Below are 19,809 nucleotides of genomic sequence, written 5' to 3'. Positions count from 1 at the left end.
CGTGATTCTCGATGAGCGCGATTCCGCGATCCATTTGCGACGAATTCGTCCGCGAACCCCTGTCTCCGGGCGACACGTTCCTACCGACTCAATCATACCGGAAAGAGCCCCGGTACATATATGAACGCTGGTTCGAACTCACCGTTCGTCACGGGTGCCGATAGTCGGTCTCGGGACCGTCCCACGACGTCCGGTCGAAGCGGCTCGTCGACCGTGGCGTAAGCTATTGGACCGGTGGCGACGAACGATCCGTATGACCACGTTCGAGGTGGGCGACATCACGTTGCGGGAGATCCGCGAGCACGTCTGGGAGATCCCGAAGGAGGGCGATATGCGCGTTCCGGCGCGGGTGTTCGCGAGCGAGTCCCTCCTCGAGGAGATCGCCGAGGACAAGACGATTCAGCAGTTGCGCAACGCGACGCACCTCCCGGGAATCAAGAAGTACGCGCTCTGTATGCCGGACGGTCATCAGGGGTACGGATTTCCGGTCGGCGGCGTGGCCGGAATCGACGCGGAAGACGGCTGTATCTCCCCCGGAGCGATCGGCTACGACATCAACTGCGGGATCAGGATGGTGAAAACGAACCTCACGTACGACGATCTCAACGGGCGCGAAGAAAAACTGGTCGACGCGCTCTTCGAGGCGATCCCGTCGGGGCTCGGCGGCGGCGGCGTCATCGAGGGCGACCACGGCGAACTCGACGCGGCGCTCGAACGCGGCGTCGAGTGGTGCGTAGAAGAGGGATACGCCGTCGAGTCCGATCAGAGCCACTGCGAGGACAACGGATTTCGAGCGGACGCGACACCCGAGACGGTTCCACAGAAGGCGAAAGACCGCGGTCAAAACCAGATGGGATCGCTCGGCTCCGGCAACCACTTCCTCGAAGTTCAGCGCGTCGCGGACGTGTTCGACGAACCGATCGCCGAGGCGTACGGCCTCCACGCCGATCAGGTGGTCATCCTGATCCACTGCGGCTCGCGGGGGCTCGGCCACCAACTCTGCACGGAGTATCTCCGCGAGATCGAGAAGGCGCACAGCGGACTGCTCGCACAGCTTCCCGACCGGGAACTCGCCGCGGCACCCGCCGGGTCACAACTCGCCGAGGACTACTACGGCGCGATGTGCGCGGCGATCAACTTCGCGTGGGTCAACCGACAGCTCATCACTCACCGAACTCGGTCGGTGTTCGAAGACGTGTTTGGGGAGCCGTGGGAGGATCTGGGAATGGAACTGCTCTACGACGTGGCGCACAACATCGCCAAAAAGGAGGTTCACGACGTCGACGGGGAGCCGACCGAGCTGTACGTCCACCGAAAAGGTGCGACCCGGGCGTTTCCCGCCGGACGGCCGGAGGTCCCCGACGCGTACCGAAACGTCGGTCAACCGGTCATCGTCCCCGGGAGCATGGGCGCCGGTTCGTACGTACTCTGCGGCGGCGAGAACTCCCTCGATGTCTCGTTCGGCTCGACGGCCCACGGGGCTGGGCGACTGATGAGCCGAACGCAGGCGAAACGTGAGTTCTGGGGCGAAGACGTGCAGGACGAGCTCCGCCGGCGGAAGGTGTACGTGAAGGCCCAAAGCGGCGCGACGATCGCCGAGGAGGCTCCCGGAGTGTACAAGGACGTTGACGAGGTCGTCCGTGTCTCCGACGAGCTCGGGATCGCCCGCACGGTCGTCCGCGTCGAACCGATCTGTAATATAAAAGGGTAGCCGATGAGGACCATCCAGCTACCGTTCGGTGCCAGGGCGATCGATGTCAAGCTATCGGACTGTGCCGTGACCGTCGCGGAGCCCGCCGGGGGCGAGCCGATCGACGTGCGGAGCGCGGCGAAAGCGGCGCTCGACGATCCCGCTGCCCCGGCGCTCGACGAGTTAGCCGAGCCGGACGACACCGTTGCGATCGTGGTCACCGACGTGACGCGCGCGACGCCGGACGGCGAATTGGTCGATCTGTTGCTCTCAACGCTCCAGTCTGCGGGCGTCTCACGCGATCAGGTAACCGTCGTCGTCGGACTGGGGCTCCACCGCCCGATGACCGACGCCGAGTTGGAGACGATGCTCGGCGAGCACGCGAATCTCGCGATCAACCACGACCCGGCCGAGACGGTCGGCGTCGGCGAGGTCGACGGCGTCACGATCGAGTGCAACCGCCGGGTCACCGAAGCTGATCTGGTCCTCGCGACGGGCATGGTCGAACCGCATCAGTACGCCGGCTTCTCCGGCGGCGGGAAGACGGTCGCGATCGGTGCGGGTGGGGAGTCGCTCATACGGTACACTCACGGCCCGGAGATGCTTTCACGACCCGGCGTTCGCCTCGGTCGAATCGAGGACAACCCATTCCGGGCGGCGGTCGATGCGGCCGGCGAGCTCTGTGGGCTCGATTTCTGCGTCAACGTCACGCACGGCCCAGCGGGGATTCTCGATGTGGCCGCTGGGAAGCCGCAAGCCGTCGTCCGGGGGCTCGCCGACAGCGCCCGAGACGCGCTTTCGGTCGAGGTCGAGGACGAGTACGACGCCGTGCTCGCCGGTGTCGGCGCGCCCAAGGACGCCAACCTCTATCAGACGACCCGCGCGGCCACGTACGTCGCCTTGGGGGCGAAGACCCCGCTCCGAGCGGGCGGCCGCATCGTCATTCCCGCAGCGCTCTCCGAAGGAGCCGGCGAGGGGACGGGCGAGCGGCGCTTTTATAAGTGGCTCTCCGAGGCCGAGAGCGCCGAGGAGCTTTACGAGCGAATGCGGTCGGGCTACGAACCGGGGGCTCAGCGGGCGTTCGTCGTCGCCCGCGCCCTCAGAGAGCACGACGTGTATATCACGAACAGCGAGGCCTCGGACGTGGTCGACGACTGCTTGATGCACGCCCACGATCGCGTCGAGGACGCGATCGAACCCGGAAGCGACGTGCTCGTCGTTCCGGACGCGTTAAATACACTTCTCGTCTGATGCTCGGACGATCGGTCCGGATCGCGTTCGTCGCGATCGGTGCGGGGTTCCTCGCGGTGAGCGTGTTTCTCGCGGTGCGACTCGGGCCCGCAGCGGCAGCGTCGGGAGGCCCCGTCGGCGGCGCAGCCATCGCCATCGTCGTGTCGGCCGGATTCGGCCTCTTTTTCCTCGTGAGCGGTATAAAAGGAACGGTGGAGTGAACGGCGCATCGTTCACGCAGCGAGTACGCAGTTCACCGCCGGTCCTTATAAGCAAGCGCGGAGAAGCGTACAACCATGGCAGATCGAAGTCCCTCCACTAGCGACGATGACGCTTCGGACATCCGGATCGATGGATCGGGCGGACGGCCGCTCGGCGTTCACATCGCGACGCGGCTGTTCGGCCTCGGCATCGTCGTATTTATAGGATATCTGACTCGACCGCTGTGGCACGGATTCGTCTACGGAACTCTTTATTCCCCTGGCTTGTTGGTGTTCGGTGGCGGAACGGCCCTCGCAGCCGTCGCTCTGTGGCTCGCCCCACCGTTCGACTCCGAGACGACATCGGAGTACTCGGTCGGACGCGTGCTCAGAGAGGCGGAGAACCCCGTTGACGTGCTGTTGGGCCTTCAGGGTTCACCGGGGCGAAAGATACGCCTTCTCGTCACCGCCGTCGTTGTATTGGGTGCCGTTTCCGTACTCGTGAGCGTCCCTGCTGGAATGTTCGAACAACGAACGTTGGCCCAACAGACGATGGCCGACGCGACCGAAGTCGACGAGTTTCCGCAGGCGAACCCGGATAATCCACGAGTCGTCCCCAGACAGGTGGCGGACATCACGACACGAGGGTCAGTCTCCTATCGCCAACACCGACTCGGGACGAGTGACATCGCCCGCACCGAAGAGGGCTCGTTGGCCTGGTCGTACGCGATCCAACCGGACGGGTTTCGAAACACCCTCATCGAACACCAACGCGGCGTGCTCGTCACGGATATGACGCGGATGGACGACAGACAGATTGCGGTCTACGAGGAGGACTTCGTGTACGGCGAGGGCATGTTACTGCACCGATCCGCCGACTGGAACCTGAAGAAGACGGATTACTTCGCGAAGTACGACGACGACGCCGTCGAGTTCAGCCACGACGGTCGGCCGTACATGTACTACCCGAAAACCGGCCACGAATGGCATCTGACTCCGTTTCCCCACACGACACCGACGTGGGACGGCGGAGCCCTGGTCCATCCGGACGGGACGATCGAGCATCTCAGTCCCGAGGAGGCGCGATCCAATGCGATACTCGATGGTCAGCGGCTGTATCCGCTCACGATCACCCGCGATGAGATGGGGTCGCTCGGCTATCGGAACGGAATCATCAACCAACTGCCCGTCGTCGGGGCGCACGAGGGTGAGATCGAGATCGCTCGGCTCCCCTCCGGAGCCGACAACGCACAGCCGTTCGTCATCGATCTGGAGGGCCAACAGATGTCGTACGTGACCGCCATGGAACCCTACGGCGAGGACACGCGGGGGCTCGACGAGGTGTGGTTCGCCGACGCCGATACGGGCGAATATCGGTACTTCGGGACCGGCGACGAGACGCTGACCGGACCGGAGCGCGCGATGGGGATCGCACGCTCGGCCGACTCACGAACCAACTGGGGCGAGAACTTCGTCGTCACCGAACCGGTCCCTGTCACGATCGACGGCGACCTGTGGTGGCACATCAAGGTCACGCCGATCGATTTCACCGACGTGACGCGTAACGTGTTCGTCAACGCCGACACGGGGCGCACGATCGAGATACGGGACGACGACGCGGTCAGGTCGTTCATCCGCGGAGCGGTAACCGAAGACGATCTCGATCCCGTCGATGGGGACGACGGGGATCGGGACATCGTGTACTACGTCCTCATCACGGACGGGGACGGCAACGTGATCGAACGGATCCCCGTCGAGCGCGGCCAAGATGCGACCATCGTCGGCCCGAGCGACGAGCGAGCGCGAGACAACGCAACGGCAACTACTATCGGGTCGCGACCGTCGTGATTAGCCGTCGGTATCCGAACCACCGCTTTCGCCCCTGGCTTCGCCGCCGATCTCGTTCATCACGCGATCGTGGAACGCCTGCAGGACGGCGGAATCGTCCTCTGCGAGGACCACGTCGCTCGCCATAAGCGTCGCGAGACCGAACGCGCGCGGTGACGGCGAGCCCACCCGAGCGACGAAAAGGTCCATCTCCCCGGCTTCGAGCGCCGAAAGGAACGCCGATATCGCGTCGACGTTCAGTTTGTCCTCCAAGATCTCGCGGTAGGTCTCCTCCATGACGGCGAACCCGTCCTTGTCGTCGGCGAAGCCGAGCAGCATCTCGCTGGACACCTGCTGTTGGCTCGCCGACTTCTCGTACCCCTTGTACCGCTTGAGGATCATGAGCGCCCGCGTCGCGTTGATCCGGAAGTACCGCTTGAGGAGATCGGTCCCCGAGAGCGCCGCGCGGAGATCGGGTCGCACCTCGTCGGGAGCGATCTCTCTGACGATGCGATCGAAATCGACCTTTCGGTTCAGCGGCATCGAAAGCGTGAACCCGTTGTCGGCGACTGCGACCTTGACGTTCGCGTTGGCGCGTTGGGCACACCGGTAGGCCAGCAGCCGCGAGAACCCATCGTTGAACCGCCGGCCATAGTTCGAGTGGACGTGGTAGTTCCGCCGGTAGTCGTCGCGGTCGAGTTCGACTTCGATGGCGAGTCGCCGATCGGTCGAGACGCTCCCGTCGCCCGCGTATCGTCGCTGGGCGTCGAACATCCGCGTCACGGCGCGGACGGTGTTCTCGTCGAGCGGGAGCGTCCTGAGCCACCGCCGGACGCCGGGCGGTCCGTCCGCCTCGAAGCGATCGAGTAGCTCCCGTTGAAACCGCAGGATCTCCCGACCGAGGTCGTAGCTCAGCGGCAATCGCTCGGAGAACCACGAGGGGACCGTCGGGCGGGCGCTCGTCGGATCGACGTACACCTTCGAGCCCCGGCGGTACCGGTACTCGTAGCGCGCGCCGCCGAGCACGAACACGTCGCCGGCTTCGAGCGTATCGAGATACGACTCGTCCAACTGGCCGATCCACTCGTCACCGGAACGGGTGAACACGTCGCAGCTGAACGAGTCGGGGATCGTTCCGATGTTGGTCATGTAGATGACGCGAGCCAATCGGCCGCGCTTGCCGACGAGTGGCGTTCCAGGCGCGAAGTCGTCGTGGTGGTGTTCGCCGCCCGGCGGGTCGTTCTCGTCGCGCCACACCTTCGCGTAGACGTTCTTTTCTTCCATTCCGTCGTAGTCTGCGGTGAGATACCGGAACAGCGACTCGTACTCGTCGCCGGTGTAGTTCCGATACGGGTAGGCACCTCGGAGCGTCTGGCGGACCTCGGCCTCCGGAAGCGGGCCGTTGATCGCCATCCCGTACACCTGTTGCGCCGCGACGTCGTGGGCGTTCTCGGGGATGAACACGCGATCGACGAACCCCTCTTCGGCCTTCTTCAACATCACCGCACACTCGACGAGCTCGTCTCGATCCAGCGCGATCACTCGCCCCTTCACCGTCCGGCCGAGTCGGTGGCCCGCCCGGCCGACGCGCTGTAACAACGCCGCGACGCTCTTCGGCGAGCCGACCTGCACGACGAGATCGATGTACGGCATGTCGATACCGAGTTCGAGCGACGTCGAGGTCGTCACCACGTCCAACTCGCCGCGTTTGAGCCCCTCTTCGATCTCGGTCCGGCGGTCTTTCGAGAGCGACCCGTGGTGACACCCGGAGTTCGACTCGTCGTAATCGCCGCGCTCGCGGAGGTTGTGGAGGACGCGCTCCGCGCCGGACCGCGTGTTCGTGAAGACGAGCGTGTTGGTGTGTTCGGCGACGAGTTCGTCGAGTTGGGCGTAAAACCGGTCCGTGATCACGCCGCGAGGCGTGTGTATCAGATCGTCCGTCGGACAGCGCAACTCGATGTCGAACCCGCGGACGAACCTCGCGTCGACGATCTCGAACTCGCGGGGCTGCCAGCCATCGGGGGTCAGTGTGCCGCCGACCAGAAACTTTCCGACGGCGTCGAGCGGTTCGACAGTCGCCGAGCACCCGATCCGGGTAGGGGACCGATCGCAGAGCCGTTCGAGCCGTTCGAGCGACACCGCCAGATGCGTGCCGCGTTTGTTCGCCGCGAGCGAGTGGATCTCGTCGACGACGACGTATTCGACGGTCTCGAGTTTCCGCTTGAACTTCGGGCTGTTCAGCAAAATCGCGAGCGTCTCCGGCGTCGTGTTGAGGATATGCGGCGTCTCCTCCAGCATCCGCTGGCGATCCGCGTCGCTCGTGTCGCCGTGTCTGATCGCGTGCCGAATCTCGACGGATTCGCCCCGCGCTTCCAGCCGCTCGGAGATCCCCTCCAGTGGTTCGGTCAGGTTCCGATGGATGTCGTTCGCGAGCGATTTCAGCGGTGAGACGTACAGACAGTAGACGCTGTTTTCGAGGCCGTCGTCGCGCTCCTCGGCGCGCTCGAAGAGGTCGTCGATGATCGCGGTGAACGACGAGAGCGTCTTCCCGCTGCCGGTCGGCGCACAGACGAGGGTGTTCGTCCCCTCGTCGATCAACGGGATCGCCCCCTTCTGCGGGGGCGTGAAGAGGCCGCCGTTCTCGGGGACGAACTCGCCGAACTGCTCGATCCACCACGCTCGCACGTCGGGGGAGAGCCGACTGAACGCGTCGGCGTCGTCGATGTCGATCGCCTCCGAGTCGTAGTCGAAGCCGCGTCCCGAGAGCTGTTCGCGAACAAACGTCTCGGCCGAGCCCTCGACGGCCGACGATCTCTCTCCCATCCGTTCTCAGGTACGTCCCGCACGGTCAAGTGGGTTTGGCCTGCCGAACCGGACGCGATCCGGCGGGTCGGTGTCCAAGAGGGGAGACCGAAACGACGCTTTGAGGTATCCCAAGCGTTACCCACGCACCCGTCCCACGCTCGATATGGGCATCGACGACGAGAGCGGAATCGAGCGCGAACGAAGCGGCCTCCCGACGGGTCAGTCCATATTTATCGGGGCTCTCGCCGGCGTAACCCACGGAATCGTCGCGCTAGCTCTGTGGGAGTTTTTCGGGTTCGAGCGTCCCGAACGAACGCTCTCGACCGAACCGCTGTTCGTGGTGTACACGCTCCTCGGTATGTTCGCGCTCGGATTCGTCCCCGGGCTGCTCTATGAGACGTGGCGATCCGTCTCCCCCGGACTCGTGATCGGCGGACTGCTCTGTCTGTCGAGCTACGGGACTTGGACGACGGTTCGAAGCGGTGCAACGCCCGTCGATCCCACGCCGTTCGGCTGGTACGCGCTTTTGTGGGTTGGGATCGCGATTCCCGCTGCTGGAGCGGGGGGGCCGAACAGCGGTGGCGCACGTAAGCGAGCGTATATCAACATACTTCCCCGAGGACGCCGATCGCTCCGCCATGCGCGTGACCTTTCTCGGCACGGGATCGGCCATGCCGACCGGCGAGCGGTTTCAGACCGGTCTGTTGATCGAGGACCCCGACGGCGACGCTGAACCGCTGCTCGTCGACTGCGGCAGCGGCGTCCTTCACGGCCTCGCGTCGACGAACGTCGGCTACGAGGGGATATCGACCGTCCTGTTGACTCACCATCACCTCGATCACGTCTCCGATCTGATGGCGCTGTTGAAGGCCCGGTGGTTGGCCGGCGAGACCGAGTTGACGATCGTCGGCCCCGATGGCACCGAATCGCTCCTCGACGGCCTCTTGGACGTTCACGAGTACATGCAGGGACGGATCGACCTCACTGTCCGGGAGGTCGGCCCCGGATCCACGACTGTCGCCGGCTACGACGTCCGTGCCGTCGAGACGGTACACTCGATGTACTGTCTCGCTTACCGGTTCGAGAGCGAGGACGCGATCTTCACGTTCTCGGGCGACACCGAAGCGATCGATGCCGTCGCGGATCTCGCCGAGGGATCGGCCGTCCTCGCTCACGACTGTTCGTTCCCCGACGAGATCGACGTGGAGAACCATCCGACGCCGAGCACGCTCGGATCGGTGCTCGCGGGACACGAGATCGGCCGCGTCTACCTGACGCACCTGTATCCCCACACGGACGGGCATCACGAAGAGATGATCGAGGCGGTCGAGGAGCAGCTCAACGGCGACGTTCGGATCGCAAGAGACGGGTTGACGGTCGATCTGCGTCGGACGAACGGATGATCACCGACGGTGGGAACCAAGCCTCAGTCGGCGTCCGGACGGGGCATCGATTCGAGTTCTTTGATTTCGCCGGTTCGCTGTACGCGAGCATACTGCCGTTGCCACGCGTCTTCGGGGAACAGATCGTTTCTGTCGAACAGTTCGCGGGCGTCGGACGTCAGTCGATAGAACTTGTACGGATAGCCGCGGATCCGCTCTCCCGGTTCGACGACGAGCGCTTCGACTACGCCGACGTCCTGAAGGATGCTGAGGTGACGACGGATGGCATCCGCCGCGAGTCCCGGATTCATGTAATCGAGCTCCCGGACGCTCGGTGCCCCCTTCGGATGACCGACGATGTCCGCGATCACGTTCGCTCGCGTCCTGTCGGTCGATTTCTGGAGTGCGGCCCAGGGTTCGAACCCGCTCGCCCCGTCGTCGACACCGCCGCCAGTAGTTGGCATCGATTTCGGTTTCATGCGACCCAGTACGGCTGCAATGGATATAAACACTTGGTGAATGGAATCAACTAATAATATAAACAATTGCACAAGCAATATTCAAAGTAGTTTTTCAATCGATATCACTAATATACCTCGTAAGCGACGTGAGACACACGATGACCGGCGCCAATCCCCGGGACGACGACCCCCCGTTCGGCGGCGTCGACGAGAGCGAACTGTACGGCGAAGATCAGCTGAATCCGACCCCCGAGCAACACGAACGGCTGAAAAACGGATTGCACGGCCCGCTGTTTGACGATATCAGACGAGCCGAGCGCCGATACCTGGTCGTCGGTAGCGGCACCGGCGAGACGGGGGAACGACGGCGAGCGGTGTGTAATCGATTGGACCGGCGTCTGGATGCGATCGCGTTCCGTCTGGAGGACTTCGGGTTCACCGGCGACGAACTCGACCTGTGGGCCCCCGCGTTCGACGTCCTCTCGGGGATGGCCTCACATATCGTCGGCGTCATCGAAGATTACGACGGCGGGCACGTCTGGGAGCTCGGGTTTCTGTATCACCAGCAAACGACCGTCCGCGATCACCTCTGGGTTCTCAAACGGATCTACGACGACGAGACGGTACATCGCGAGCGATACGACAACGGGATGGCCGCCTCCCATTTGACGGCGCTCGAAAACGCCGTGGGCGAGCGCGTCCTCACGTGGCGAGACACCGACGAGCTGTTCGACGCGATCGATTCGCTTCCTTGAGCCGGCGGCTTAGCTCAACCGGTACCGAAGCACCGCCGCGATCCCCCCGAGGTTCGCGAGTTGTTGTCCCGGGTCGAACTCGTGGGAGAAAACCGTCACCTCGCCGCCCTGTCGCTCGACGTTCGCGATGATGTCGTTGACGTCGAGGTCCCACTCGCCCTCGCCCGCCCGCTCTTCGCGGAGCCGTTCGTCGAGCACGAGCAGCGTTTCCACGGCCCCGAACTCGGCGGCTTTCGCCACTTCGTCGATCCCGTAGGCGGCCTTGGCACCTTCGGCAATCTGCGCCATCAACTCGTCGATGAGCTCGGCTTCCTTCGAGATGCGCGTCTCCGTCTGGATACGGTCGACCGCCCCGCGTTTCAGTACCTCGTGGACGCCCCGGTCGCCGACGCTCGCGGTGTCGACCATCTGGATCTTCTCGGCGGCTTCGGGTGCGGCGTCCTCGATATGATCGAGCGCGTCCTGTTTCGTGAAGCCGGGGCCGGCGAGGATGATCGCCTCGACGTCGAGCCGTCGGACGATCGACGCCAGTTCGTCGAACAGTTCGTCTCGACCGCGGGCGTACTCGCCCTTCCCGGTCGTCCCGGTGATCGTCGCGCGTTCCTCGACGCCGTACTGGGCGACGGTGTGGATGTGCGCTTCACCTTCCTCGACGGAGACGATGGCCACGTCGGGCTGTTCAGCCGTTTCGACGGCCTCTTGTAGGCGTTCGAGTTGGTCAACCTGCCAGACCTTCTCGATCGTCAGTTCGTCGTGTCCCTCCACGTTGAACGTGTGGTGAAAGCCGAGCTGGTCTTCCCGCGAACAGTCGACGATCTCGCCGCCGACGCGGAGCCGGTTCGCGAACTTGGCGAACTCGACGTCCGTCACCTCCAGTTCGATCCACATCGGTTCGCGCTGGCCACCCGTGTCACGCGTCATGTCGTCGTCGCGTTGGATGCGGCGAGTGGTGTCGGCCGAGACGGCGTCGCCGGGTTCGAGAACGTAGGTGAGATGCCACAGATCGTCGAGGCTCTCGGGGACGACGGTGATCCGTTCGCGTCCCCCCTCGACACTCGTGCGGTCGGCAATACGCATACAGACGCTCGGTCCGGCAGCGGTAAGTGCCCTGCCATTTGGGCGTCAGAGAGCGATCATCGTTCCCGGCGGGCGGGCCACGAGCCCTCATCGATCCGTCTGATTGCCGGGGCGAGTTCTTGATTGCTCGAACGGTGTCCGAACCGCTTGGCACGCGTCGCGTCGTCGAGCCGCGTTACTGCTGGGCGAACCTTCCAATCGCTCGGATCCTGCCGTTCGTGCGACGCCGGCACCGGCTCCAACCCGAGCGCCGCGCCGACGCCCTGCCCGTAGCAGTACCGGACGCCCGACGAGACGAGAAACTGCAAGAAGAAGCCGACGAGGAGGATTCGAAAGAGGAACGCGATCGGCAACAACAGCGCCTGTAGGACGATCGAAACCCCCCACGCGATGGCGTAGTCCTCGGTCGTCGCACCTGCGACGACGGTTCGAAACTCGAACGCGGCCCTAAAGTCGTCGGTGTGAGCGAACCGAGCGACAGCGACCGGAAGCACGTAGAACGCTCCGATGAGAAACATGAACGCGACGATAGCGAGGACGCCGGCGATGGAGACGACGACGAGCGACACCGATCCCGGAATCGACCCGGGAAGGCGTGCCGCGAGGTCGAGTTCGAACACCTGGATCGCGATCAGCGGTCCGAGGACGGCGACGCCCGGCAGCAGATAGACGGCCGCGATGCATATCGCCGTCGCGCCGTCCCTCAGCAGTCGGCGAACGTCGTCGAATCTTGGCGGCGTCGGGCGGTCGCGACCGATCGTCGTGCGGACGACCCGAAGGTAGTAGCCGCGGACGAGCAGCCACGGGAGAAGCCCGAACACGGCGAGATACGCGTAGGGCGGTTCGAGCCCGGTGACCGCGACGAAGGCGGCGACGACGATGAGCGTCAGCCCGCCGAGGATGACCGATCGGCCGCCTTCCGTCGGCCGCGTCGGATAATCGAGCGCCTCCCGGAACATATCCTACTTGACACGCCCGCCCCGTTTATATTTCCTGAAGGCGGCGATGCATCCGATTCGACCGAGGCGAGGACCTCCCGCGCCTCACTCGTCGATCATTCGACTGCCGCCGGGCGGACAGAACTCCTGAATCCGGTCTGCGCTCGCGATCTTGCGCACGAAACTCGTGTCTTCGAACCGCTCGCGGAACGTTCGATAGAGCCGTTTCGCGATGTCGTTTTGGGCGTACTGGCCCGGTTCGAGCCGGATCGACGTCTCGGTGATTGGCTCGATCGCCGACGGCGGGCCGCCGACAACGCGCGTGTCCGGTTCGCACGTGATGCCCACCGCGACGCCGACGGCCACGTCGCGGTAGTACTCGCGATCACCGCGGATGACGAAGCTCCCTTTCTCGATGTACTCGCCGCTCTCGGGCGTCTTCGACACCTGATCGGCACCGACCTCGTAGACGTCGCCCTCGAACTTGCCGTCCTTCCAAACCGACGAGTACGACACCGCGAACTGCGCGGCCTCGCGTTTGCTCCGATCCGGGATGTCGACGTCGCGCGCCGGCTCGTCCGGTTCGGTCGCTTTCAGTATCGTGACCGGCGCACCGTGGGCCTGTGCGTGGAAGAACCGATCCGACGGGTCCATGTACTTCTTGACGAGCTCCTCGTTCTGGTCGGCGTTGCGCCCGCCCAACACGAGGAAGCCGTCGCTCGTCCGGAACCACCGGAACCGCTCGAACCACTTCTCGTCGTATCTGACCGGAACCGAGGCCATGGCCGTGTAATCTGTCTCGAACGCCTCGCCGTCGTCGTCCGGCTCCTCGTCGCCGTCCTCGTTCTCCCACTCCTCGCGACGGCGTTTGACGTCCGCAAGATTCTCTCGCGTGTCCTCGATCGCGGCCTGTGCGCCCTCCTTTTTCTCCCGAACGCGCTTGGCCTCGGTGTAGAGCCGATCCGCGTTCTTTTCGACGCCGACGAACGGGTCGAGTTCGATGTGTCCCTCGCCGAGATCGATCGTCACCGTTCCCTCGGCGGCGGCGATAGATACGACGGCTTCGGCGGCCTCGATTCCCTGCTCAGCACCGGTTTCGAACGTCGCTTCGATCTCGTCCCACGGAACGCCCTCGTCGCGCGCGCCTCGGATCGTCGAACAAATCTCGTCGACGAGATCGTAGTTGCCGTAGAGGGATTCGGCTTTTTGCTGTTCCTCGTCGGCCTGCTCGTCGTACGCCTCGATCGCGCCCTCCTGCTGTTCGATGATGCGCTCGTACTTCTCGATCTCCGATTGGAAGTCGGGGCCGTCGTCGCCGGTCGCTTTGGGCTCGTCCGACTCGGTTTCGAGGCGATGGAAGTACTCGTCGATCGCGCCGTTGAAGCTCTCGAAGGCGGTCGCGACGTAGCCAGCCGCCTCGTGCTCTTCGAGGGGCAGCGGCGTTGCATCGACGACTCGCTCGTCGTCCTCGTAGAGCCTCGGTTCGGTCCGTCCTTCCAGGATCGGCTCTCGAAGCCGCTCGAGCGCGCCGAACAGCGCCTCGTAGTGCGCCTCGGTCGCCTCGGCGATATCGACGGTCTTCTCGACGCCGGCTCGGGTACATAGCTCCTCGGCGTAGAGGCCGCCGAAGTTGAGCTGCGTCGCGAGCGTCCGAACGAGATCGGTGTCCGATTGGGCCATCTTCGCGGCGAAGGCCTCGTAGTCGCAATCGAGGGGACTGAACCGCTCGTCTGGATAGTCGTACTGCGAGCCAGGGGCGACGGTCCGAGAGGTCAACCGGACGGTGTCCAGACAGTCGATCACCTCGCGGTCCTCGTTCATGACCGCGACGTTGCCGTCGCCGAACAGCTCCGCGACGATGAGCGTCGTCGCGTCCTCGCGCTCGAACCGGAAGGTGAGGATCCGATCGAAGCCGTACTGCTCGACGCCTTCGAAGTTCGCGCCGGCGATGCGGTTTCGGAGCATCATCGCGAAGTTCGGCGGCCGTCCGGGGGCGTCGGGGACGTACTCCGGGACGGCGACGTGCGCGCGCTTCGGATCGCCCGTCTCGATGACGAGCTCGATCCGCCCACGATCGTAATCGCGCATCTTCAGCCGGACGAAGTCGTCGCCGTAGAGGTACGCCTTGTCGACGACCGCGCCGGTGTACTCCCGCAGCTCGCCGACGAGGGCGGCGAGGTCGACGCTCGTCATCGCCCGCTTTTTGTCCATACGGATGGTTCCAAGCGGCCCGAAGAAATGCCTACCGCCTCGTCACCGCGAACGGACGAAGGGGTCGGCTTCCGATCGGCACCTATCAGCTCACTGCGGCAGCGCTTTCAGTCCGTACCGGGGTACGTCCTCCTCGACGTAGATCCGTCGGGGGACGGCGCGAACCGTCTCTCCGACAGACGTGCCGCCGACGACCTGTATCGGGAGCGACACCTCGCCGTCCCCGGCGGGAAACCGGACAATCGCGACGCCGAACGCGCCCTGTTTGGCCTGCTGGTCCGCGAACTCCGGCGGCGCGCCGCCCTGTCCGATCGTCGTCGCCGCGTCGATCGTGCCGGTCAGTTCGGGTGTTACGGGCTCGAACTCGACCAGTTCGAGACACTCCGGACACGCGCCTTCGGGCGGAAAGACAACCGCTCCACACGCCGAGCACATCCCGGACTCGTGACGGTGCCGTTGCGCCGCGGCCCGGCGCCACGTCGGCACGGGGACGTGCGCCGCGCCGCCGTCGGGCTTCTCGCCGACGATGTCGCCGCGTCTGCGCAGGTACGCCGGGTAATCGAGTTCCGAGTCCCCGTCGAGGGACGCCTCCACCGGGGCGGTCCCTTCGACGACGAGCGCCGTCGCGCCCGCGCCGGAGCCCCACCCGACGGCCAGCGTCCGGCCGTGATCGGCCTCGAACGCGGCCGCGAGCGACAGCGGCGCGCTCGCAGCGGCCGTATCTCCGAGTGACGAGACCGTCTCGACGGCCGCGATGGCTTCGTTGTCCAGGGCCGCTCGATACGGGAGCTTCCCGTTCGGAGCCTGCAGGGCGATCGCGTCGAACTCGTCGGCATCGGCATCGAGCGCGTCGACGGCGGCCGAGACCGGTTCCGTGAACGCCGCTCGGTCGTACGTCCCGGTGTCGAGCCCCGTCACATCTGCGTCGCCGTGGCTCCTGAACCGCGTTCCGGGCCGAACGTCCGTCTGGGAGGCTCGATCGGTGATCGTCGTGGGCGCGCCCTCGCTGACGAGGAAGGCGACCGAACCCGCCCCGGCGGCGTGTTCACGGCTATCGTCGGGCTCGCCTTCGGGGCAGTCCGAGGCGATCACGAGCGTCGAACCGTCGGCGTCGACCGCGTCGAGCAACGCGTCGACGCCGACGCGGGTGCTGCCGGTGTACGTCCGCCGATCGGCATCGGCCGGCACGTGCAGATACGAGCCGATCCGCGCGGTGAGGTCTTCCTCGGCCAGCGGCGGCGTCGTGGTCGCGAAGTGTACGCGATCGACATCAACGCCAGCACCGTCGCCGGCCGAGAGCGCACGACGGCCGGCCTCGACGGCCATCGTCAGCGCGTCCTCGTCCGCGTCCGGGACCGCCTTCGTCTCGACGCCGGGCGCGTCGAATCGGCCCCACGCGTCCGAGAATGCTTCGGCCGAAACGCGGTTCTCTGGAGCGTACGCGCCGACACCGGCGATTCCGCGGCTCATGCGTCGATCACCTCGTCGTCCCGTTCGAAGACGTGAACGACGGCGGCACCGCCCGAGCCGCCGACGTTGTGCGTCAGGCCGATCTTCGGGTCATCGAGCTGCCGATCGCCGGCCCGCCCGGTCAGCTGATCGAACGCCTCGACGACCTGTCCGGCACCGGTCGCGCCGATCGGGTGGCCCTTCGATTTGAGGCCGCCGGAGGTGTTGACCGGCAGCTCGCCGTCGGGGCGGGTCGCGCCCGATTCGATGTACGGGCCGGCCTCTCCGGCGGGACAGAAGCCGAGGTCTTCGTAGGCCATCAGCTCCGCGATGGCGAAGCAGTCGTGGACTTCGGCGAAGTCGAGGTCGTCGACGGTGATCCCCGCCTCCTCGTAGGCTGATTCGCCCGCGGCCTTGGCTGCCGGGACGGAGGTGTAGGTGTCGCGCTGGAACAGCCCGACCCGGTCGGAGGCAGCGCCGACGCCCGCGACGCGGACCGGCGTATCGGTGTACTTTTCGACGACGTCCTCGCTGACGATGAGCGCCGCCGCCGCGCCGTCCGTCGTGGGACAGCAGTGATACAGATTGAGCGGATCGGCGACGGGCGGGGCGTTCACCGCATCCTCGAGAGTGCAGCTGAACCCGAGATGCGCCTTCGGGTTCTTCGCGCCGTTGGCGTGGTTCTTGACGGCGACGTGGGAGAGCTGTTCGGTCGTCGTCCCGTACTCGCGCATGTGCGCTGAGGCCATCTGCGCGTAGACGCCGGCGAACGTCGTCCCGCTCATCCGCTCCCACTCCGTCTCGCCCGACACGCCGAGCCAGTAGCGGACGGCGTCCCCGGAGAGGTCCGTCATCACCTCGACGCCGCTGGCGAGGGCGACATCGACCATGCCGGACCGGACGGCCATCACGGCCTGTCTGACCGCGTATCCGGAGGCTGCACAGGCGTTTTCGACGCGGGTCACCGGAACACCGGCGATCCCGACGTGCTCGGTGACCGCCGGCCCGGGGAGGCCGAGTTGCCGCCCGCCTACCCCGAGGGTCCCGACGTAGGCCTCGTCGACCTCCGAGGTTTCGATCCCGTGGTCGACGCTCGATACCGTGTTCTGGACGGCCGTCTCGAACAGCGACCGATAGCTTTCGTCGGGAAAGGAGCCGTACTTCGATTGGCCCGCACCGACGACGTACGCATCACGCATATCGAGGGCTTAGAGGGGGACGGCATAAACGCAGCGACACCGGTGTCTCGATCTCCCACGATACCGGTTGTCGCACGCTCTCTGACCGGTGGCGAGGCTCGTCGAATCACCCGTGTAACTGACGACGGGACGGACGATGGGCGGACGATCGACAACCGACCTACTCCCCCGCGGCCTTGATCGCGGCCACGACGACGTCGGATCGGCTCTCGTAGCCCGGTGACAGGCGGAGCCGATCCATCCGTGCGAGGAGCCCGTCGTCGAAGGCGACCTCGATATCGACTGACTCGTTAGGCGATGACATACAGCCCCTCACACCGAGTGAAGTTAAAATGGTATCGGCCCGACGCGGCGAGGCTATTCATCCGAGGCGAGCGCCGTCCACGCCGCGTCCGACAGCGTTCGCTGAACGACCTCGGTGTCGACCGCCTCTGCGAGCGTTCGGAACCCGGCCTCCTCGGCGCGGTCGTCGGCGTTCGCCACGAGTCGAGAGACGATGAACTCCGGCGTCGATCGGCCCACCGCGCCGAACCGCGGCTGGTAGTCGACCTCGAGCTCCAGATCGTCGGTCAGCCCCTTCGCGAAGATCCCGTCGATTCGAGCCGTCTGGGGCAGCGGTTCGAGGTCGTTCGCGAGGTGGGTGACGAAGGTGCCGATCGCCCCCTCAGTGATCGTCAGGCGGACGAGCCCGCCGAGCAGATCCGCGGCCCGTCCCGGCTCCGTGATCGCCTCGAACTCGTCGACGAGCATGAGCGTCCGGTCGCCAGAGACGAGCGGCGGGACGACTGACTGTAGCGTCGATTCGAGTACGCCCGCGTTGAAGCTCGCGTGTCGTCGGTGGAAGACCAACCGATCGAGCGTCGAAAGCTCCGCCGCGTCGGCCGCGACCGGCAGTCCCATGTGAGCGAGAATGGCGATCTCACAGAGCGTTTCGAGGAGCGTCGTCTTGCCGCCGCTGTTGGCTCCCGTCAACACCGTCACGCGCTCGCCGACGGGCGCGTCGATCCCGTGGTCACCGATCGCGTAGGTGATCGGTTGGATCTCCGCCCCGCCGTCGAGCATCGAGAGGTTTCGCGCGCCGACGACCGCGAGTCCCTCCCCGTCGACGTATGCCGGCCGTTCGAGGTCGTAGGCCGCCGCGAACCGGCCCAGGGAGAGCTCCCTGGCGACTGTCGTCACCGCCGGTCCGGCCCGATCGACATCCTCGCCTGCGGCGTCGATCGCCAATTCCAACTGGGCTCGAACCTGTTCAGCTCGTCGGTCGATCGACTCGTCAAGCTCCGTGCGGAGCGATCGAAGCGTCTCCGAGACGAACCCTGTGGCGTCGACTGCATCCTGCGCCATCGCCGACCGAACGCGTGACGCGTCGATCGTCGTCTCCTCCCTGAGGAGTTCGACCAGCCCCTCGCGGAACGCGGCCGTGTCCTCGACGCCGCCGGATCGCAGTTCCTCGAGAACCGCGTCGGCGTTCGAGGCTCGCCGATCGACCGCCTCGCGAGCGTCGCGTAGCCGATCCAGTTCCTCGTCGGCACCTCTGTCGATCCGATCTTCGCCCAGTGCGTCGAAGGCAACCGCGGCGTCGGCCAGCGCCTCGGTGTCGAGGTCGTCGATCGGGTCGAAGACGGCGCTTGAAACGCCGATGTCGGCCAGTTCGACCGCCGTTTCGACCGCCGCGAGCCGTCCGTCTGGCGCGTCGTCGTACCGCTCGAACGCGTCGAGGACAGCGACTCTGGCGTCGTCGTCTAGTGCATCCCACCCGGACTGTCCCCGTTCGACCGCGTCGAGACGCGTGTTCATCTCGCCGCGATCGATCAGCGGTGTCAGCGTCCGAAGTCTATCGGCGGCAGCCTCGCTCACCGCGTGCGACGCGATCGTTTCGAGCAGCCCCTTGTAGACGAGACGTGCGTCCCGCGTCGCCAACAGCGCCATCCCCTCCGCGCTGTGGGCGTGCCTGAGTACGCGCGTCACTCGACTCCGGTCGACGCCGGCCTCGGTGAGCGTTCGTACGTCTCCGGATTCGATCGCCCCGATCGCCGCTTCGGTCCCGATCGAGGATTCGAGCGCCTCGCGCGTCTTCGGACCGATCCCCCAATACGCCTCCAGTTCCATGGGCGTGGAACGGCCAGGGACGGTATTAGACTGACGGACGATGCTACCACCGGCCGGAGCGGACGTAAAGAGTTTTGTTCGGGTTGCTCGAAACTGGTGTCATGACCGACTACACCGTCGAGTTCGTCGGGACCGGCGAGACGATCACGGTCTCGGACAAACAGACGATCCTCAAGCGATGCATCGAGGAGGGCATCGCCCAGGAGTACTCCTGTCGCGTCGGAATGTGTCTGGCCTGCTCGGCCGAAATCGTCGAGGGCAAGGTCGCACAGCCGGCAGCGCGCGGGCTGACCGAAGAGGAGCGCGAGTCCTACGCGCTGACCTGCATGGCGCGTCCACAATCGGATCTCAAGCTCGATCGTGGGAAGTACCCACCGAGCATCGAGGACACGGTCGCCGCCGACGGGACCGACGCGGCCGCGGCCGACGACTGAGGCGCGGGTCGACAACTGCGGCTCGTCCCCGGTTCCGGAGCT

17 protein-coding genes are annotated in these 19,809 nt (G+C 65.5%); 8 read left to right on the top strand and 9 right to left on the bottom strand.

Annotated features, from left to right (window positions below; genetic code table 11):
* Positions 1–253: 253 nt before the first annotated feature.
* The 4 genes from DM868_RS04295 to DM868_RS04280 all read left to right on the top strand — a co-directional run bounded on the left by DM868_RS04295 (position 254) and on the right by DM868_RS04280 (position 4,968).
* On the top strand, positions 254–1,711 hold the full coding sequence (locus DM868_RS04295) for an RtcB family protein (RefSeq protein ID WP_137275596.1): 1,458 nt from the start codon (positions 254–256) through the stop codon (positions 1,709–1,711).
* A gap of 12 nt (positions 1,712–1,723) precedes the next feature.
* Entirely contained in the window at positions 1,724–2,941 is a 1,218-nt protein-coding gene (locus DM868_RS04290; RefSeq protein WP_394347521.1) for a lactate racemase domain-containing protein, read from the top strand.
* The gene (locus DM868_RS04285; protein ID WP_137275594.1) at positions 2,941–3,141 is read left to right on the top strand and encodes a hypothetical protein; all 201 of its coding nucleotides are present in this window, start codon (positions 2,941–2,943) and stop codon (positions 3,139–3,141) included. The genes DM868_RS04290 and DM868_RS04285 overlap by 1 nt, the downstream gene beginning before the upstream one ends.
* Before the next feature lie 75 nt (positions 3,142–3,216).
* A complete protein-coding gene (locus DM868_RS04280; protein ID WP_137275593.1) occupies positions 3,217–4,968 on the top strand; it encodes a hypothetical protein in 1,752 nt (583 codons plus the stop codon).
* Here the strand turns inward: DM868_RS04280 and DM868_RS04275 are convergent, their stop codons facing one another.
* Positions 4,969–7,770, bottom strand: coding sequence for an ATP-dependent helicase (locus DM868_RS04275; RefSeq protein WP_137275592.1), 2,802 nt, complete (start codon positions 7,768–7,770; stop codon positions 4,969–4,971).
* A gap of 145 nt (positions 7,771–7,915) precedes the next feature.
* Here DM868_RS04275 and DM868_RS15235 point away from each other — a divergent pair, with 145 nt between their 5' ends.
* Complete coding sequence (locus DM868_RS15235) at positions 7,916–8,485, top strand: hypothetical protein (protein ID WP_187349118.1); 570 nt, start codon at positions 7,916–7,918, stop codon at positions 8,483–8,485.
* Positions 8,391–9,155, top strand: coding sequence for an MBL fold metallo-hydrolase (locus DM868_RS04265; protein WP_137275591.1), 765 nt, complete (start codon positions 8,391–8,393; stop codon positions 9,153–9,155). The genes DM868_RS15235 and DM868_RS04265 overlap by 95 nt, the downstream gene beginning before the upstream one ends.
* 23 nt (positions 9,156–9,178) lie before the next feature.
* Here DM868_RS04265 and DM868_RS04260 read toward each other — a convergent pair whose 3' ends face one another.
* Positions 9,179–9,613, bottom strand: a complete 435-nt coding sequence (locus DM868_RS04260) for an ArsR family transcriptional regulator (protein ID WP_137275590.1) — start codon at positions 9,611–9,613, stop codon at positions 9,179–9,181.
* A gap of 140 nt (positions 9,614–9,753) precedes the next feature.
* Between DM868_RS04260 and DM868_RS04255 the strand changes: the two genes are divergently transcribed.
* Positions 9,754–10,350 carry an aminopeptidase gene (locus DM868_RS04255; protein WP_137275589.1) on the top strand — a complete coding sequence of 199 codons (597 nt, stop codon included), beginning with the start codon at positions 9,754–9,756 and terminating at the stop codon, positions 10,348–10,350.
* Between the two features lie 9 nt (positions 10,351–10,359).
* Here DM868_RS04255 and DM868_RS04250 read toward each other — a convergent pair whose 3' ends face one another.
* The 7 genes from DM868_RS04250 to DM868_RS04225 form a co-directional block, all read right to left on the bottom strand.
* Entirely contained in the window at positions 10,360–11,427 is a 1,068-nt protein-coding gene (locus DM868_RS04250) for an mRNA surveillance protein pelota (protein WP_137275588.1), read from the bottom strand.
* Positions 11,428–11,483: 56 nt separating this feature from the next.
* The gene (locus tag DM868_RS04245; protein WP_137275587.1) at positions 11,484–12,386 is read right to left on the bottom strand and encodes a DUF4013 domain-containing protein; all 903 of its coding nucleotides are present in this window, start codon (positions 12,384–12,386) and stop codon (positions 11,484–11,486) included.
* An 84-nt stretch (positions 12,387–12,470) separates the two neighbouring features.
* On the bottom strand, positions 12,471–14,576 hold the full coding sequence (gene rqcH, locus DM868_RS04240; RefSeq protein ID WP_137275586.1) for a ribosome rescue protein RqcH: 2,106 nt from the start codon (positions 14,574–14,576) through the stop codon (positions 12,471–12,473).
* Positions 14,577–14,666: 90 nt separating this feature from the next.
* On the bottom strand, positions 14,667–16,046 hold the full coding sequence (locus DM868_RS04235; protein ID WP_137275585.1) for a zinc ribbon domain-containing protein: 1,380 nt from the start codon (positions 16,044–16,046) through the stop codon (positions 14,667–14,669).
* Positions 16,043–17,224 carry a thiolase domain-containing protein gene (locus DM868_RS04230; RefSeq protein WP_137275584.1) on the bottom strand — a complete coding sequence of 394 codons (1,182 nt, stop codon included), beginning with the start codon at positions 17,222–17,224 and terminating at the stop codon, positions 16,043–16,045. The genes DM868_RS04235 and DM868_RS04230 overlap by 4 nt, the downstream gene beginning before the upstream one ends.
* Positions 17,225–17,384: 160 nt before the next feature.
* A complete protein-coding gene (locus tag DM868_RS15030) occupies positions 17,385–17,528 on the bottom strand; it encodes a hypothetical protein (RefSeq protein ID WP_170964421.1) in 144 nt (47 codons plus the stop codon).
* A gap of 53 nt (positions 17,529–17,581) precedes the next feature.
* Entirely contained in the window at positions 17,582–19,333 is a 1,752-nt protein-coding gene (locus DM868_RS04225) for a DNA mismatch repair protein (protein WP_137275583.1), read from the bottom strand.
* A 101-nt stretch (positions 19,334–19,434) separates the two neighbouring features.
* On the opposite strand from DM868_RS04225, the gene DM868_RS04220 reads away from it, so the two are divergent.
* A complete protein-coding gene (locus tag DM868_RS04220; RefSeq protein ID WP_137275582.1) occupies positions 19,435–19,767 on the top strand; it encodes a 2Fe-2S iron-sulfur cluster-binding protein in 333 nt (110 codons plus the stop codon).
* The last annotated feature ends 42 nt before the right edge of the window (positions 19,768–19,809 follow it).

The organism is Natronomonas salsuginis, from assembly GCF_005239135.1.
Taxonomy (GTDB): domain Archaea; phylum Halobacteriota; class Halobacteria; order Halobacteriales; family Haloarculaceae; genus Natronomonas; species Natronomonas salsuginis.
This window is presented reverse-complemented; position numbering and strand designations above follow the sequence as displayed.